The 16,026-nt window shown below is 66.5% G+C and carries 16 protein-coding genes; 9 read left to right on the top strand and 7 right to left on the bottom strand.

Going from position 1 to position 16,026, the window contains the following annotated elements; translation table 11 throughout:
• Window positions 1–62 precede the first annotated feature (62 nt).
• From KBZ13_RS07495 to KBZ13_RS07505, 3 genes are all read right to left on the bottom strand, one after another.
• Window positions 63–410: a hypothetical protein gene (locus KBZ13_RS07495; RefSeq protein ID WP_255007906.1), complete on the bottom strand. Its 348-nt coding sequence runs from the start codon at window positions 408–410 to the stop codon at window positions 63–65.
• A 39-nt stretch (window positions 411–449) separates the two neighbouring features.
• Window positions 450–1,139, bottom strand: coding sequence for a TerB family tellurite resistance protein (locus KBZ13_RS07500; protein WP_255007907.1), 690 nt, complete (start codon window positions 1,137–1,139; stop codon window positions 450–452).
• A gap of 187 nt (window positions 1,140–1,326) precedes the next feature.
• Window positions 1,327–2,235, bottom strand: coding sequence for a hypothetical protein (locus KBZ13_RS07505; protein WP_255007908.1), 909 nt, complete (start codon window positions 2,233–2,235; stop codon window positions 1,327–1,329).
• Window positions 2,236–2,747: 512 nt separating this feature from the next.
• Here KBZ13_RS07505 and KBZ13_RS07510 point away from each other — a divergent pair.
• The 5 genes from KBZ13_RS07510 to KBZ13_RS07530 all read left to right on the top strand — a co-directional run bounded on the left by KBZ13_RS07510 (window position 2,748) and on the right by KBZ13_RS07530 (window position 6,384).
• A complete protein-coding gene (locus tag KBZ13_RS07510; RefSeq protein WP_255007909.1) occupies window positions 2,748–3,719 on the top strand; it encodes a DnaJ C-terminal domain-containing protein in 972 nt (323 codons plus the stop codon).
• A complete protein-coding gene (locus KBZ13_RS07515) occupies window positions 3,712–4,020 on the top strand; it encodes a chaperone modulator CbpM (RefSeq protein ID WP_255007910.1) in 309 nt (102 codons plus the stop codon). Before KBZ13_RS07510 ends, KBZ13_RS07515 begins: the two co-directional genes overlap by 8 nt.
• Before the next feature lie 312 nt (window positions 4,021–4,332).
• A complete protein-coding gene (locus KBZ13_RS07520) occupies window positions 4,333–4,596 on the top strand; it encodes a hypothetical protein (RefSeq protein WP_255007911.1) in 264 nt (87 codons plus the stop codon).
• On the top strand, window positions 4,596–5,699 hold the full coding sequence (locus KBZ13_RS07525) for a hypothetical protein (protein WP_255007913.1): 1,104 nt from the start codon (window positions 4,596–4,598) through the stop codon (window positions 5,697–5,699). The genes KBZ13_RS07520 and KBZ13_RS07525 overlap by 1 nt, the downstream gene beginning before the upstream one ends.
• A gap of 64 nt (window positions 5,700–5,763) precedes the next feature.
• Window positions 5,764–6,384: a glutathione S-transferase family protein gene (locus KBZ13_RS07530; RefSeq protein WP_255007914.1), complete on the top strand. Its 621-nt coding sequence runs from the start codon at window positions 5,764–5,766 to the stop codon at window positions 6,382–6,384.
• On the opposite strand, the gene dnaB is transcribed toward KBZ13_RS07530, so the two are convergent.
• From dnaB to KBZ13_RS07545, 3 genes are all read right to left on the bottom strand, one after another.
• Window positions 6,381–7,823, bottom strand: a complete 1,443-nt coding sequence (dnaB, locus tag KBZ13_RS07535; protein ID WP_255007916.1) for a replicative DNA helicase — start codon at window positions 7,821–7,823, stop codon at window positions 6,381–6,383. The genes KBZ13_RS07530 and dnaB overlap by 4 nt on opposite strands.
• Window positions 7,824–8,006: 183 nt before the next feature.
• Window positions 8,007–8,465: a 50S ribosomal protein L9 gene (rplI, locus tag KBZ13_RS07540; RefSeq protein WP_255007918.1), complete on the bottom strand. Its 459-nt coding sequence runs from the start codon at window positions 8,463–8,465 to the stop codon at window positions 8,007–8,009.
• 43 nt (window positions 8,466–8,508) lie between these two features.
• The gene (locus KBZ13_RS07545) at window positions 8,509–9,444 is read right to left on the bottom strand and encodes an acyl-CoA desaturase (protein ID WP_255007919.1); all 936 of its coding nucleotides are present in this window, start codon (window positions 9,442–9,444) and stop codon (window positions 8,509–8,511) included.
• Window positions 9,445–9,496: 52 nt separating this feature from the next.
• Between KBZ13_RS07545 and KBZ13_RS07550 the strand changes: the two genes are divergently transcribed.
• On the top strand, window positions 9,497–10,294 hold the full coding sequence (locus KBZ13_RS07550; protein WP_255007920.1) for a hypothetical protein: 798 nt from the start codon (window positions 9,497–9,499) through the stop codon (window positions 10,292–10,294).
• Here KBZ13_RS07550 and KBZ13_RS07555 read toward each other — a convergent pair.
• Window positions 10,246–11,187: an acyl-CoA desaturase gene (locus KBZ13_RS07555; RefSeq protein ID WP_255007922.1), complete on the bottom strand. Its 942-nt coding sequence runs from the start codon at window positions 11,185–11,187 to the stop codon at window positions 10,246–10,248. The genes KBZ13_RS07550 and KBZ13_RS07555 overlap by 49 nt on opposite strands.
• Window positions 11,188–11,290: 103 nt before the next feature.
• Here KBZ13_RS07555 and KBZ13_RS07560 point away from each other — a divergent pair, with 103 nt between their 5' ends.
• The 3 genes from KBZ13_RS07560 (at window position 11,291) to gcvP (ending at window position 15,914) form a co-directional block, all read left to right on the top strand.
• Window positions 11,291–12,559 carry an aminotransferase class I/II-fold pyridoxal phosphate-dependent enzyme gene (locus KBZ13_RS07560; protein ID WP_255007924.1) on the top strand — a complete coding sequence of 423 codons (1,269 nt, stop codon included), beginning with the start codon at window positions 11,291–11,293 and terminating at the stop codon, window positions 12,557–12,559.
• Between the two features lie 13 nt (window positions 12,560–12,572).
• A complete protein-coding gene (gcvH, locus tag KBZ13_RS07565) occupies window positions 12,573–12,962 on the top strand; it encodes a glycine cleavage system protein GcvH (RefSeq protein ID WP_255007925.1) in 390 nt (129 codons plus the stop codon).
• Between the two features lie 105 nt (window positions 12,963–13,067).
• Complete coding sequence (gcvP, locus tag KBZ13_RS07570) at window positions 13,068–15,914, top strand: aminomethyl-transferring glycine dehydrogenase (RefSeq protein ID WP_409995629.1); 2,847 nt, start codon at window positions 13,068–13,070, stop codon at window positions 15,912–15,914.
• Window positions 15,915–16,026 lie beyond the last annotated feature (112 nt).

The raw sequence follows: 16,026 nt of genomic DNA on the forward strand, positions 1-16,026 counted from the left end.
TGAAACCACGGTACCTAGGATCTGGGCTACGACAACTGGATTTATTCCCCACATGATTCGGCTCAGCGATTCATGAAGTCAGAAAAAGTATTAGACTGGCGAGAGCGATCTGCAAAAAGATCGAAGAGGCTGCGAATCATCTCCCTAAACATGACCTTTGTCTCTTCGTCGGCAGATTCGTTTTTCGACAGCTCTGTGAGGGAGGCTACCAGGATGCTGAAGTTTTGGCTATTGATCTGAAGTTCAGTACACCGAGCCTGAAGAGCTGCCCGGAATGCCTCTTCTTTTGACCTCAAGGCATAGACATCTCTGAATCCATCTATTATTACGGGCAGATTATCAATAAGCCCCTTTGCAAGCACTCCACCTGTATTCATAGCTGAAACATGGGGAATTGATGAGTCACTCATGATGATATCCAAAGAGGAAGGATGAAGAATGGCAATATGTTAGTTATCTTTGGCTATGAGGTCAACAAGTACCTTTACACCCCAGATTGAGCCTGCGGCAATAACAGGTACCACCAAGACAGTGCCAGCAAGCATGCCTCCTCCGACGAGAGCGCCTAATGCCGCCAGGCCAGAGGTAATGCCCGCAGCGCTAAGGCCGAAGACAGAGCCAGATGCAGCGACGGCTGCAACAGGAACGCCGACACCAGCGAGGCTTGCGGCACATTCCTTGATCAGATTGTTAAAGGAGTCTGAATCACTTGGGGTATTGCGAATCTGCCAAAGATTAAATTGAACCTGCTTAATCGCCTGAATCTGATCATCTTTAAGCTCCAGGTGACGTCCAAGACGGATGACATGCTCCTGCTCTTCAACTGAGATGTAGCCATTGGCAAGAGACATTAAGAATAGATCTGAAATCAATGTGAAACGGAGATCCGAGCTGCCAAGAGCCTTAATCCCAGCGAGGATTGCTTCGCGATGCGAATCCTTTAAATCGTAAACAGCAGCATAAACCCTTGCTTTGCCTTGGTCAGAAATGTCAAGCTTGGAAAGCTCAGTATCTAGGTGTTTACGCTCTTGTTCGTCAAAGATGCGATCTATAAAGCATAGTTCGGCAAGAAGTGACAGATAAGCAATCCTTGCCTCTTCGGGGTGGGCGAGAAGGGGGTGCTTCGGTGCCTCAGTCATTATGCTAATCCAAGCAATGCAACAAGCTTACATCGGAAGGCGTGTGTCGTCAGCGTTTTTGATGCGTTATGCAGTTATTGTATATTTTATGCCTCGGATGGCTAACGCTAAGATCAGAAGCTGGCATATCTCTCTGCACTTATAATGTACCACGCACCCGTCTTCTGAATCTTGATGTTAGAGGGGTCTACTCAGGCAGTCCATAGTATTTAGCAATGAGTTTAGGTAGCACCGTCGTCGCCGTGGCTGTCGCGACTGTCCAAGTGCCAGCCATAGCCTTTGCGATCATGCCTCCGACCCAGCCCGCGACGCGAGCGCCTAGCTTCTCCCCTTTGGGCTGGCCATCTTCTGCAATTGCCTCCCTTAAGTCGCCTGAATCATTAGGGCTAACGCCAAGCCTTGAAAGCTCGCGAATAAGACACTCTAAGTCCCCGGGAGCTACGCCTGCTGACTGAGTGACTTGTGTGCTTGCTTGTGCGATATTACCAATGTTTCCATACACCACCGTATGAAAGACCTGAGATAATGCGGCACTTGAGTTCGGCAGGTCGATTCCATCAAGCTCAATCACTGATTCGGCCTCAAGTGCGAAAGTAAGAATCCGATTCCGAACCGACTCGATCGCTCCGATAATCGTGCTCTTGGAAATGCTCAGCCATGCTTGGGCAAGTGCCATGTTTTCGTAGAAGTCCCTCTGAACCATGGCGATGAGATCTCCTGGCCATGCACAGAGAAGATGATCATCTTTGCGACGAGCGATTTCTTCGAGAGTTGCAATCGGATGACGGAATTTCGCCTCGCGCGCCCAGTGTCTTAATTCATCTGGAAGATTGCTTGCAGGGAGTACACTGTTCCGAATAGCGCTACCGAATGGCCCCATGAAGTCACCCATCGCAAGCCCGGAAAGAACACGATAGTTAGGCAGTTCGGCATCTTCGGGATATCCATTGAGCTCGTTTTGAACCCACATGCCTAGGTCGGGTATCTTTTGGCGCGCCGCGAGGACTTGACAACGTCGAAGTAATTCGCCAACAGGCATGTCTGCAGATACTGCGCCATCTTGAATTGTCCGTAGCAAATCAGCGTTGGTAGTCATATTGGCTTTATTCGCAGGCTAGCTAGATCTTCGCCGTTTCCCAGAACAACGCTAGCCACTGAGCGTTTGCCCGTCCAACTCGCAGGAAGCCTTAGGCCCACTTAGCGCGAACGTCTGCGCCCCGATGGATCTGCGCCTGCTTGGTTCCAAACGAACCACTGTTTCGCGAACCCGCTGAGCCCTTTTCGCGACACTACAAAACGGCGATCGGGAGGTCGATGCACGGAGGCTCATCGACAAACCCCTGGGCCCGGGCCTGCAGTGGTGCTGGGTGTCCTTGAGCTGACCTGACGTCGTGGGCACCCCAGCTCCAACGTCCCTCCCCATCGACACGCCAGACCGCAGACATTGCGTCACTGGGGGATGGGCCAGGCCCAGCCGTTCGGCATCGGCCGCCCCTGCCGGTCTTTCCAACCGCCCAGCGCGCTACAAAGATGGAGCGTCCCCCGCCGTTGCCCCATGGCCGTGTGGATTCAGGTTCCCTCGGCGGCCCGGCGCACGGCTGAGGCGCCATGAACTACGTCGACTACTACGCCGCCCTGGAGGTGGAGCGGGGCGCATCGGCCGAGGAGATCCGCAAGGCCTACCGGCGCCTGGCGCGGTGCTACCACCCGGATGTCTCCAAGGAGCCCGACGCCGAGGAGCGCTTCAAGGCGATCAGCGAGGCCAACGAGACCCTCTCTGATCCCCAGAAGCGCGAGGCCTACGACCAGCTCGGCCGCCACCGCCCGGGCGAGAACGTGCAGCCCAGCGCCGAATGGGACAGCCGCTTCTGGCAGGGTGCCCCCGGCGAGGACATCGACCTGGCCGAACTGCTCGAGCGCATCGGCTTCCATGGGAGCGTCCCGCGCGGGGCGGGCGGCCCCCAGCGACCGGGGGGTGGCGGGCGGGCCCCCCGCCGCGGCCAGGATTTCGAGATCGCCACCAGCCTCAGCCTCGAGGACGCCGCCACGGGCACCGAGGTGAGCGTGGAGTTCAGCGTCGCCGAGCTGGGGGACGACGGCCGGGTGCAGCGCCGCCCCCACACCGCCCGGGTGCGCGTGCCCAAGGGGGTCAGCGATGGCGAGCGCCTGCGCGTGCCGGGCAAGGGTGGCCCGGGGCTGGGGGGCGGCAAGCCGGGGGATCTCTACATCGACATCCGCCTGGAGCGCCATCCCCGCTTCGAAGTGGCTGGCCACGATCTTTATTTGCAGGTGCCGATCGCCCCCTGGGAGGCGGTGCTCGGCGCCGAGATCGAGCTGCCCACCCTTGATGGGCGCCTGAAGCTGACCGTGAAGCCCGGCGCCCGCGGCGGCCAGAAGCTGCGCCTGGCCGGCAAGGGTCTGCCCCGGCGCGGCGAGGGGGCGGGTGATCTCTTCGCCGTGCTCCAGATCGTCACCCCCAGCGTGATCAGCGACAAGGAGAAGCAGCTGTTCGAAGAGCTCGCCGCCAGCTCCAGCTTCGATCCCCGTGCCCACCTCACCGGAGAACCCAGCCATGTCTGAATTCGCCTTGAACCCGTCGAGTCCCGAGGAGGCGATCGACCTCGACGATCTGATCGCGAGCACCGGCCTGGTGCAGGCCGAGGTGATCGAGCTGGTCGAGCTGGGCGTGCTTGAAACCTGCAGCGGCCTCACGGGTTATGCCTTCTACTCGCGCACCGTGGTCCAGGCCCGCCGCGCCGCCCGCCTGCGCGACGACTTCGGCCTCAACACCCCCGGCATGGCCCTGGCGCTCACCTACCTGGAGCGGATCGAGCAGCTGGAACGGCGCTTGCGGGTGCTGGAAGCCAGCCAGCCCCACTGAGGGGATCAGCCCGTTGGCCTCTGCCGCAGCCTGGGCCTCGCCGGCGCCCTGCTGCTGGATCTGCCCCTGAATCACTCTGCCCTGGAGATCGTGCTGGGGGTGCATTCCTTTATTTCTGCATCGTGATCATTCGGGTTGTTGTTTGTTGTCCGGCCGCCACGAAACGGCCATGTCGCTGCGCAGGGATGAGTTCAGCCGCGCAAGTTCTCTTCAGGGGCGCAAGATTGCGTGCTCAAGGCAAACTCCCTTCTCCGGCATCCGCCCTGGGGCCAGTGCAGGCCCTCTAGGGTGAACGATCGCTGCATCCCGGTCATGTCGATCGCCTGGATCCGCCGGATGTGTCTTCTGCGCCATCTCGTTATCTCCCTCCTGCTGATCGCCAGCCTCGATCTAAGTCCTGACCAACTGTTGGCTGGGGATCTGTCTCCCTCCGATGGCACCGGTGGCCTGGATTTACCCCCCGCAGCCAATGAGGAGTTGCAGGAGTCGATGCCGGAATTGCAGATGTTCCCGTCCCAGGAACCAGCACCATTTTTGCCCCCACTGGGGGATTCGCCTGACGCTCCTCAGATCTGATGACGGCGAACACCCCAGCGTCGATCCGCCGCGGCCTGCGGGCGCTGGTTCCTGCCCTGGCGTTGCTGTGGGCCGTCCCCACCGTCGCCGCTCCTTCCACGGCTCCCACTTCAACGGCCTCCTCTTCAACAGCAACGGTCCAGGAAATCCTCGATGGCCGCCAGGTCGCCATCGAGGAGCGCCAGGTGCGGGTGGGGGCCAGGGCCCAGAGCCCCCAGCAGGTGAGCACCGGGGACAGCCGCGCCCAGCTCGCCTTCTCCAGCGGCGCCTCCGGCCGCCTCAACCGTTTCTCCAGGCTGCGCCTGGGCAGCGATTGCTTCCTGCTCGGGGCCGGCCAGGTGTTGGTGTCGGGTAAGCAGAACGCCTGCACGCGCTCCAGCCGAATGAGTGTGCGCGGCACCAACTACGTGCTCGATCTGCTCGCTTCTGGCGAGTTGGAGCTCAGCGTGTTGGAGGGGACGGTGGCGGTGCAAACCCTGCGCGAGGGCGTCCCCACGGGTGAGCCGCCTGTGGCCGTGCTGGCGGGAGAGCGGGTGCGGCTCTCAGCCAGTGGCGCCCTGCTCAGCCGCCAGTTGCTCAGCGCCGCCGCCCTGCGGGAGATCCTCGAGGGCCCCTTGGTTCAGGGGTTCCGTTCACCCTTGCCCGATGGAGAGGCCCTGGCGCGCCTGGCCCGCTCCCTGGCCTCCAGCGCCCCGGCGCCGTCCAGCGATCCCATCGTCAGCCTGATCAATGGCGTCCGCACCGGCAACGGCCGCGCCCCGCTGCAGTCCTTGCCGGTCACCCTGGCGGCCGCCAACACCGCCTACGCCGAGCCCGTGCTGCGGCAGCTGATCGCGACGGGTTCCTGCGACCACGACCTGGGGGCCTGGCAGGCGTTCCAGGCCCGTTCCGCCGCTGGCCGGTTGCGACCGGTGAGCGAGGTGCTCGGTTGCCCGGTGCCCAGTGGCCGCTGGAACCCCGAGCGCGTGCTCAACCTCTGGCTCAGCTCCTCCCATCACACCGACGTCCTGCTCAACCGGCCACGCACCAGCCACGCCGCCTGCGTTCAGCTGAGCGACGGTGGCCGCACCGGAGCTCTCTGCACGTTCTGGGTGCCCCAGTGAGCAGCGGCCATGGGCCCCGCCGCCGGAGCCCTCCCTAGGGTCGGGGCAACCTCTGGTGTTTGCCGTGGTCACGCTCTATTACCGCCCCGGCTCCTGCGCCCTCGCTCCCCACATCCTGTTGGAGTGGATCGGTGCGCCCTACGAGGCGATCAACGCCCCTCGGGATGCGAGCTACCGCGCCATCAATGCCTCCGGGGCGGTGCCGGCCCTGAAGCTTGCCGATGGCCAGGTGATCACCCAGGCGGGGGCGGTGCTGCAGCATCTGGCCCAGAGCGCCGGCCGCGGGGATCTGCTCGGGGGGCCTGAACCGGCCAACCAGGCCAGGGTGTTGCAGTGGTCGTGCTTCTTCACCGGCGATTTCCACCCGGCCTTCTTCCCCCTGTTCGTCCCCGGCCGCTACACCACCGATCCTTCCGTAGCGGCCCAAGCGGCGGTGAAGGCGGCGGCCGTGGAGCTGGTGAAGGGCCACCTGGCCACCCTGGACGCCCACCTGAGCGAACGCACCACCTTCGTGGGCGAGCAGCTCACCCTGGTGGATGCCTACGCGGTGCCGATGCTGCGTTGGGTGGGACGCGTGATCGAGGGGGGCCTCGCCCCCTGGCCTGCCGTGGATCGCTTCTACGCCCGCATGGTCTCGGATCCCGGCGTGCAGGCGGCCTTGGCCGTGCACGGCATCGAGCCCTAGTGCCCCACGGGGGCGGCCAGGTTGCGGAAGCGCGTGAACTGGGGCTCGAACAGCAACTTGCAGGTGCCCACCGGCCCGTTGCGGTGCTTGGTCACGATCACCTCGGTGATGCCGCGATCGGCCGTTTCCGGGTTGTAGTACTCGTCGCGGTAGATCATCAGCACCAGGTCGGCGTCCTGCTCGATCGAGCCCGATTCGCGCAGGTCGCTGAGCATCGGCCGCTTGTTGGTGCGTGATTCCACCCCGCGGCTGAGCTGGGAGAGGGCCATCACCGGCACGTTCAGCTCGCGGGCCATGGCCTTGAGCCCCCGGGTGATCCGCGAGATCTCCTGCACCCGGTTGTCGGGGCTGGAGCCCTCCATCAGCTGCAGGTAGTCGATCACGATCAGCCCCAGCTCCTTGCCCTGCTCCGCCATCAGCCGCCGGCAGAGGGAGCGCATCTCCAGCACCCCGGAGTTGGGCTTGTCGTCGATGAACAGCGGCAGCTGGCCCAGGGTGTTGATGCCCTGGCCCAGCAGCGGCCATTCCTCCTGGTGCAGGCGTCCGGTGCGCAGCCGGCCGCTCTCAATCCCGACCTCCATCGACAGCAGCCGGTAGGTGAGCTGCTCCTTGCTCATCTCCAGCGAGAACACGCACACGGGCAGCTGGTGCAGCTGGGCGACGTTCTTGGCCATGTTGAGCACGATCGAGGTTTTTCCCATCGCCGGCCGCCCGGCCACGATGATCAGATCGCTGCGCTGCAGCCCCTGGGTGATCGCGTCGAGGTCGTAGAAGTTCACCGGGATGCCGGCCACCGCGGTGCCGAGCGAACGGCTCTCGATTTCGTTGAAGGTGCTGGTGAGGATCTCGGCGGTGGGGGTCAGGCCCACCGAGGGTTTCTCGTTGCTGATCGCGAAGATCTGCTGCTCGGCCTCATCGAGCACCTGCTCCATCGGCTTGCTCTGATCAAAGCCGAGGCGGATCACCTCGTTGCCGGAGCGGATCAGCTGCCGCCGCAAATACTTGTCCATCACCAGGCGGGCCACCTGGTCGATCGAGGCGGTGGAGAGGGTGCGCTCCACCAGCTCCACCAGCCGGCTGGTGCCACCCACCTTCTCCAGCACACCGGTATCCGCCAGCCAGGCGGCCATGGCGGTGAGGTCGGTGGGCTTGCCCTGGCCGTGCAGCATCAAGGCGGTGCGGTAGATCTCGCGGTGGGCGCTGAGATAGAAGGCCTCCGGCCGCAGCACGTCGGCGATGCGGCCGAGGGCGTCGGGGTCGAGCAACAGGCCCCCGAGCACCGCCTCTTCGGCTTCCAGGTTCTGGGGCGGCACCGAATCGGGCAGGGCCTCGAACCGTGCCTCGTCCCCACCCTGGTTGCGCCGCCGGAAGGCGGGCGTCACGGTGTTGCCGCCCAGGGGTTCTGGGCCGTCTGGATCGTGGAGAGGAGCGTGCGCCATCGGCTCAACCTAGGGCCGATGGCCCCTGGATCCTGTCGCCCCAGACGCCAATCCCCCGCCAATCCCACGCCATCCCAAAGGGCCACCGGAGCGCCGCCCTAGCGGCTTCTTGCCGCAAAAAAACCGGACCCCCAACGGAGCCCGGATCTTCTGCTTCAACCCATCGAGGGCCCCTGTGGGGCCTCAGTGGCTGACGACTTCGAGGTTGATTTCGGCGACCACTTCGGGGTGGAGCTTGATTTGCACCTTGTAGGTGCCGGTGCGGTGGATTTCGGGCACGGTGATGTCGCGGCGTTCGACGTCCTTTTTGGTGGCGGCTTCGATCGCTTCGGCCACGTCGCCGTTGGTGACGGTGCCGAAGAGCACGTCATCGCCGCCGGTCTGCTTTTTGACCGTGAAGCGACCGATGGTGTCGAGGGCGGTGCGGAAATCGATGGCGGTCTGCTTGAGGGCGGCCTGCTTCTCGGCTTCCTTGGCGCGGCGGTGCTGCACCTGGCGCAGCACCGCTGGGGTGACGGCGAGGGCCTTGCCGGTGGGGAGCAGGAAGTTGCGGGCGTAGCCGGGGGCTACCTCCACCAGATCGCCGTCTTTCCCGAGGCTCAGGACGTCTTCGCTGAGGACGACGGATACGCGCTTGGCCATGGATCTTCCTGCGGAACGTGCTGCGGTGAGGCGATTGGCAACCTTAAGCCACGACCCGAACGGCCCTCTCGCCGGCGGGCCCTTCGGCGGGCAGGCGCACCGCGGTGGCCAGACCGAGGCGCTGCAGCGCTCGGATGTGCAGCCAGGTGAGGTCGAGCTGGCTGGGCTTGAGGCCGTGGCGGGCTGAATGGGGGAAGGTGTGGTGGTTGTTGTGCCAGCCCTCGCCGAAGGTGAGCGCCGCCACCCAGGGGTTGTTGCGGGAGCCATCGCCGCTCTCGTAGGTCACCTTGCCCCACTTATGGGTGGCGCTGTTCACCAGCCAGGTGCATTGGTAGACCACCACCAGGCGCAGGGGAATGCCCCAGAGCACCAGGGCCCAGCCGCCGGTGCCGGTGAGGGTGCCGATGGTGAACAGCAGTAGGCCCAGGGGCACTTGCAGCAGCAGGAAATTCTTGTTCAGCCAGCGGTGGTAGGGATCGCGGGCCAGGTCGCCCGTGAGCCGGGGCACGGCCGCCATGGCCGGGATCTCATGGAACATCCAGCCCATGTGGCTCCACCAGAAGCCCTTGTGGCTGTTGTGGTGATCCGCTTCCGTATCAGAGAATTTGTGGTGATGGCGGTGCATCCCCACCCAGTCGATCGGACCGTGCTGGCAGCTGAGGGCGCCGCAGGTGGCGAAGAAACGCTCCAGCCAGCGGGGCACCTTGAAGGAGCGGTGGCTGAGCAGGCGGTGGTAGCCGATGGTCACGCCGAGGCAGGCGGTGAGCCAATAGAGCACCAGGAAGCTGGCCGCGGCGGGCACACTCCAGAACTGGGGCAGCAGCGCCACCAGCGCCAGAACATGGATCACCAGCATGAAGCCGATGGTGACCCAGTGGGCGCCCTTGGGCACCAGGGGCTGGGGTTCGCCGCGGCGGGGCTGGTGCAGGGCACGGGCCTGGCGCAGGGCGGTGGGCGGTAGGGCGACGGAGGCCGTCATGGGCCGACTCCTGATCGATCGATAAAATAGTAACAGTACGAATCCGTATCGCGTGGGATATCAAGACCAACTCGCATCAGGGCGCGAGGCATTTGCCCATCTGATCAGGGCCTGGCATGAGCGCAACGGCTGGTCCCACCGTGTGCTGCCCGGCCTCGCTGAGGTCTTTGACCTGGGCCGGATCCACAACTCCCAGCTCTCGAATCTGCGCAACCGCAAGCTCGCCTCCCCCGGCCCGGAGGTGTTCCTGGCCCTCGGCGGCGTCAACCGGCTGCTGGCCGAGCAGGTGCGCTCCGGGGCGCTCAGCCCGGCGCTGGCCGATCCGCTCGCGCGCCATCCCGATCTGCTCGCGGCCCTGCAGACCTCCGCCCTGGCCCTGGCCGGCGAGGACGCTCAGGTGCTCGGTCCTGCCGAGCTGTTCGCGATCTTCGTGGGCCTTGAGCCCCTGCCCGCCGCCTTCGACCTGCGCATCGCCGAGGCCGAGGCCGCGCCCTTAAGCGCCGCCCTGGCCCAGTTGCTCACCGCCGGCCGCCCCTGGCGGGCCTGCAAGGAGCAGCTGCTGGCGGCCTATCCGGCCGAGAAACGCCAGCGGCGCGAGCGCTTCGCCGCCGTGATCGCCGGCCAGGGCGACTACACCGCCGCCGAACTCGACGGCGAACTGCTGGACCTGCACCGCACCCTCACCGCCCTGGGGGTCGCGGCCGAGCAGGAGCTCAGCGCCGATCTGTTCCTGGAGTTATTGCGCCAAAAAGCCCGCCTGCTGGAGCAGACGGGCGGCGGTGATCTGGCGGCGGCGATCCGTCAGGAGTTGGCGGTCGCCCCGACCTTGGCCCCGAAGGCGGGGCTGTAACGGGCTTCGCGGATGCGCTTGGCCCAGCCCAGGGCCCGCAGCAGCTTGATGTGCTGCCAGGTGATGTCGAATTCGAACCAGCGCAGGCCGTGGCGGGCGCTCGATGGGTGGGCGTGGTGGTTGTTGTGCCAGCCCTCACCGAAGGAGAGGATCGCCACCCACCAGCAGTTGCGTGACAGATCCGGGCAGTCGAAATTGCGGTAGCCGACGGCGTGGGTGGCTGAGTTCACCAGCCAGGTGACGTGATAGACGATGGCCAGGCGCAGGGGGATCGCCCAGAGCACCAGCCCCAGGCCGCCGCCATGGACATTGGCGTGCTGGCCGTACCAGTAGAGGGCCAGGCCGATGGGCACCTGCAGCAGCAGGAACCAGCGGTCGAGCCAGATGTAGAAGCCGTCCTGCTGCAGGTCGCCGGTGAAGCGCTCCACCTGCTGCACCGCCGGGATCTCGTGCAGCATCCAGTCGCTGTGGGCCCACCACAGGCCCCGGGCGGCGTCGTGGTGGTCGTTGGGCTGGTCTGAATACTTGTGGTGGTGGCGGTGCAGCCCCACCCATTCGATCGGACCGCTCTGGCAGGCCAGGGTGCCCATCACCACGAGGACGCGCTCCACCCACTTGGGGGCCACGAAGCTGCGGTGGGCCACCAGCCGGTGCAACCCCAGCGTCACCCCGATCACTGTGACCCAGTAGAGAACCGCCAGCGCGGCCACCCCCTGCCAGCTCCAGAACATCGGCAGCAGCGCCGCCACGGCTCCCACGTGGATCGCCAGCATGAACCCGGTGGTGCCCAGCTTGTAGATCCGCTGATCCCGGGGCAGCCGCTCTCTCGGGGCGTTAACGGCGGCGCGCATCCGGGCCTCCTGGGCCTCGGAAAGGCGGCTGCCTTCATTCATGACGGCGACCAAATGAACTCTCTGCCGAGGGCTATGGCGCAGAAATCTACCGGTGCGACTCTCCCTGGCGCGGCACCATGGCCGCGGTTGAGACATGGAGTTCATGGGCACGGGCTGGGCGGCCGAGCGGGTGGCCGCGGCGATCGAGCGGGTCGCGCCCCTGGCGGCGCAGCGCACGGCGGCGGTGCGGCCGCGGCTGGAGCGGGTGCTGGCGGCCTTCGCCGCTGAGCGCCTGGGCACCCACCATTTCGCCTCCGTGAGCGGCTATGGCCATGGCGATCTGGGCCGAGACACCCTCGATCGGGTCTTCGCCCGCGTGCTGCAGGCCGAGGCCGCCGCCGTGCGCCTGCAGTTCGTCAGCGGCACCCACGCCATCGCCGCCGCCCTGTTCGGCGTGCTGCGCCCGGGGGATCGGCTGCTGTCGATCACAGGCCGCCCCTACGACACCCTTGAGGAGGTGATCGGCCTGCGGGGCTCGGGCCAGGGGTCCCTGGCCGAATTCGGCATCACCTATGACGAACTGCCGCTCAGCGCCAGCGGTGCCGTGGATGGGGCCGGCCTGGCGGATGCCCTCTCCGTGCCGACGCGGATGGTGTTGATCCAGCGCAGCTGCGGCTACAGCTGGCGGCCATCGCTGGCGGTGGCGGAGATCGGCCGGCTGATCGAGTGGGTCAAGGCCCTGCAACCGGGCTGCGTCTGCTTCGTCGACAACTGCTACGGCGAGCTGGTGGAGGAGCGGGAGCCCACCGCCGTGGGGGCCGACCTGATCGCGGGCTCGCTGATCAAGAACCTGGGGGGCACGATCGCCCCCACCGGCGGCTATGTGGCCGGCCGCGCCGAGCTGGTGGAGCAGGCCTGTTGCCGCCTCACCGCCCCGGGCATCGGCAGCGAGGGGGGAACGGGCTTCGACCTGCACCGGCTGCTGTTCCAGGGGCTGTTCCTGGCGCCCCAGATGGTGGCCGAGGCCCTGATCAGCGCCGAGCTGGTGGCGGCGGTGTTCAGCGACCTGGGCTATGCCGTCCATCCGCTGCCGGCCGGGAACCGCAGCGATCTGATCCAGGCGGTGCGCTTCGGGGCCCCCGAGCCGCTCATCGCCGTCTGCCGTGCCTTTCAGGCCTGCTCCCCCGTGGGCTCCTACCTCGACCCGGTGCCCGCCCCGATGCCTGGCTATGCCAGCGAGCTGGTGATGGCCGGCGGCACCTTCATCGACGGCAGCACCAGCGAGTTCTCCGCCGATGGGCCCCTGCGGGAGCCCTACGTGCTCTTCGCCCAGGGGGGCACCCACCGCAGCCATGCCGAGCTCGCCCTGGAGCGGGCGCTCGTTGCCCTGGAGCCCCTGAGGGCTGCGTCGGTCACACTGGGGGGCACCTGATCGCCTCACCGCGATGGCCCCCAGCTTCCCCGACGACCTCCGCTACGCCGACAGCCACGAATTCGTGCGCCCCGAAGGCGAGCTGATGCGCATCGGCATCAGCGCCTTTGCCGTCGATCAACTGGGCGACATCGTTTTCGTGGAGTTGCCCGAGGTGGGCAGCGCCCTGGAGCGGGGCAGCAGCTTCGGCACGGTGGAATCGGTGAAGGCGGTGGAGGAGATGTACGCCCCGATCAGCGGGACGGTGGAGGCCCGCAACGAGTCGGTGCTCGCCAGCCCCGAAGAGCTCCAGAACGACCCCTACGGCGAGGGCTGGTTGCTGGTGGTGCGTCCCAGCGATGCCGCCCAGCTGGAGGATCTGCTCGATGGCCCCAGCTACCGCGCCAAGGTGGAAGGCGCCTGACCCCCTGGAGATTCCTTAGGATCCCGCCACCTTTGATCCTGCGGTGTGAGCTCTGGAGCCTTTCTCGTTCGGCACATCGGGCCCACCGCGTCTGAGCAGGAGCAGATGCTGCGGGAGCTGGGGGCGGCCGATCTTGAGCGCTTCGTCGCTGAGGTGGTTCCCGCCGACATCCTTCTCGATCCGGCCGAGGCCGCCCTGGGCCTGCCGGAGGGCTGCGGCGAGCAGCAGGCCCTCTCTGAGCTGGCCGCGATCGCCGCCACCAACCAGGTGCGCCGCAGCCTGATCGGCCTCGGCTACCACGGCACCGCCACCCCGGCGCTGCTGCAGCGCCATGTGTTCGAGAACCCCGCCTGGTACACCGCCTACACCCCCTACCAGGCCGAGATCGCCCAGGGGCGCCTGGAGGCCCTGCTCAATTTCCAGACCTTGATCAGCGAGCTCACCGGCCTGCCGATCGCCAACGCCTCCCTGCTCGATGAGGGCACCGCCGCCGCCGAGGCCATGGCCCTCAGCCGTGGCGCCTGCAAGCGCTCCGGCGCCCTGCGCTTCCTGGTGGACGAGCAGGTGCTGCCCCAGACCCTGGCCGTGCTGCGCACCCGGGCTGAGCCCCTGGGCCTCGAGCTGGTGGTGGCAGATCCCGCCGATTTTGTCTTCGGCCCTGAGGTGTTCGGAGCGCTGCTGCAGCTGCCGGGTCGCCGCGGCCTGCTCTGGGACCCCAGCGCCGTGATCGAGGCCGCCCACGCCGGCGGGGCCCTGGTCACGGTGGCGATCGATCCCCTTGCCCAGGTGCTGCTGGAGCCCGTGGGCGCCCTCGGCGCCGACATCGCCGTCGGCAGCGCCCAGCGGTTCGGTGTGCCCCTGGGCTTCGGCGGGCCCCATGCCGCCTTCTTCGCCACCACCGAGGAGCACAAGCGTCAGATCCCCGGCCGGCTGGTGGGCCGCTCCCTCGACGCCGAGGGCCACCCCGCCCTGCGCCTGGCCCTGCAGACCCGCGAGCAGCACATCCGCCGCGACAAGGCCACCAGCAACATCTGCACCGCCCAGGTGCTGCTGGCGGTGCTGGCCAGCTTCTACGCCGTGCACCACGGCCCCGATGGGCTGGCCGCGATCGCCCGCCGGGTGCTGCGGCTGCGTGCGGCCCTCGCCCTGGGCCTGGCGCAGCTGGGCCTGGAGATCGAGCCCGGCCCCGGCTTCGACACCGTTGGCCTGACCACCTCCCGTGCCCTGGCGCTGCTGGAGCGGGCCGAGCGCGCTGGCTTCAACCTGCGCCTGGAGGGACCCGATCGCCTCGCCATCAGCCTCGATGAGCTCAGCGACGCCGCCGAACTCGATGCCCTGCTGGCGGCCCTGGCCGATGGGCAGGCCGTGACCCCTGCCGCCGAGCTGCTGGAGCAGTTGGAGGCGGGCCTCACCGCCGCCGAGCCCGAGCGCCAGCTGCTGGCGGGGCTCCCCCTGCGCTCGGGTCCCTGGCTGGCCCAGGAGGTGTTCCACCGCCACCGCAGCGAAACCGAGCTGCTGCGCTACATCCAGCGCCTGGTCTCCAAGGATCTGTCGTTGGTGCACGGGATGATCCCCCTGGGCAGCTGCACCATGAAGCTCAATGCCGCCGCCGAGCTGGCGCCGGTGAGCTGGCCTGCCTTCGCCCATCTGCACCCCTTCGCCCCCGCCTCCCAGACGGCGGGCTACCAAAAGCTGGTGGCGGATCTGGAGGGCTGGCTGGCGGCGATCACCGGCTTTGCCGCCGTGTCGCTGCAGCCCAATGCGGGCTCCCAGGGGGAGTACGCCGGCCTGCTGGTGATCCGCGCCTGGCACCGTAGCCGCGGCGACGACCAGCGCACCGTCTGCCTGATCCCCACCAGCGCCCACGGCACCAACCCCGCCAGCGCTGTGATGGCGGGCCTGCAGGTGGTGCCGGTGGCCTGCGACGAGCAGGGCAACATCGACCTCAAGGATCTGGAGGCCAAGGCCGCCCTCCACGCCGAGCGCCTGGCGGCGGTGATGGTCACCTACCCCTCCACCCACGGCGTGTTCGAGACCGGCATCCGTCAGCTCTGCGCCACCGTGCACCGCCACGGCGGCCAGGTGTACCTCGATGGGGCCAACCTCAACGCCCAGGTGGGCCTGGCCAAGCCGGGGCTCTACGGCGCCGATGTGTGTCACCTGAACCTGCACAAGACCTTCTGCATCCCCCACGGCGGCGGCGGCCCCGGGGTGGGGCCGATCGGCGTGGCGGCTCATCTGGCCCCCTTCCTGCCCGGGCACCCCCTGGCGAGCTGCGGCGGCGATCAGGCGATCGGCCCGGTGTCGGCGGCCCCCTGGGGCAGCGCCTCGATCCTGCCGATCAGCTGGATGTACATCCGCCTGATGGGCGGCGACGGCCTGCGGGCGGCCAGCAGCGTTGCCCTGCTCTCGGCCAACCTGATCGCCGAGCGGCTGGAGCCCCATTTCCCGGTGCTGTTCCGCGGCGCCAACGGTCGGGTGGCCCACGAATGCATCCTTGATCTGCGGCCGCTCAAGCGCAGCGCCGGTATCGAAGTGGAGGATCTGGCCAAGCGCTTGATGGACTACGGCTTCCATGCCCCCACCGTCAGCTGGCCCGTGGCCGGCACGGTGATGGTGGAGCCCACCGAGAGTGAAGGCCTGGCGGAACTCGATCGCTTCTGCGCCGCCATGGCGGCCGTCCGCGCCGAGGTGGCCGCGATCGAATCCGGCGCCGCCGATCCGCTCGACAACCCGCTCAAACGCGCTCCCCATACCCTCGCCGCCGTCACCGCCGAGATCTGGGATCGTCCCTACGGTCGCCAGCAGGCCGCCTTCCCCGTGGAGCAGCTGCGCAGTAACAAGATCTGGCCAGCCGTGGCCCGGATCGATAATGCCTACGGCGATCGCAACCTTGTCTGCACCTGCCCTTCGGTGGAGGAGATGGCTGTGCCGGTGCTCACACCGGTTTAAGTCGCCGTTGCGCCCGTGCGTTCTTGCCGAAAGGCGCTACATTCCGGCCTAATGGCCATGAATCAGCCCCATCTTTCGGGTTGATTTCACATTCCAACAGTTCATCGATGGG

It is taken from the genome of Cyanobium sp. ATX 6F1, assembly GCF_024346315.1.
Taxonomy (GTDB): Bacteria; Cyanobacteriota; Cyanobacteriia; order PCC-6307; family Cyanobiaceae; genus ATX-6F1.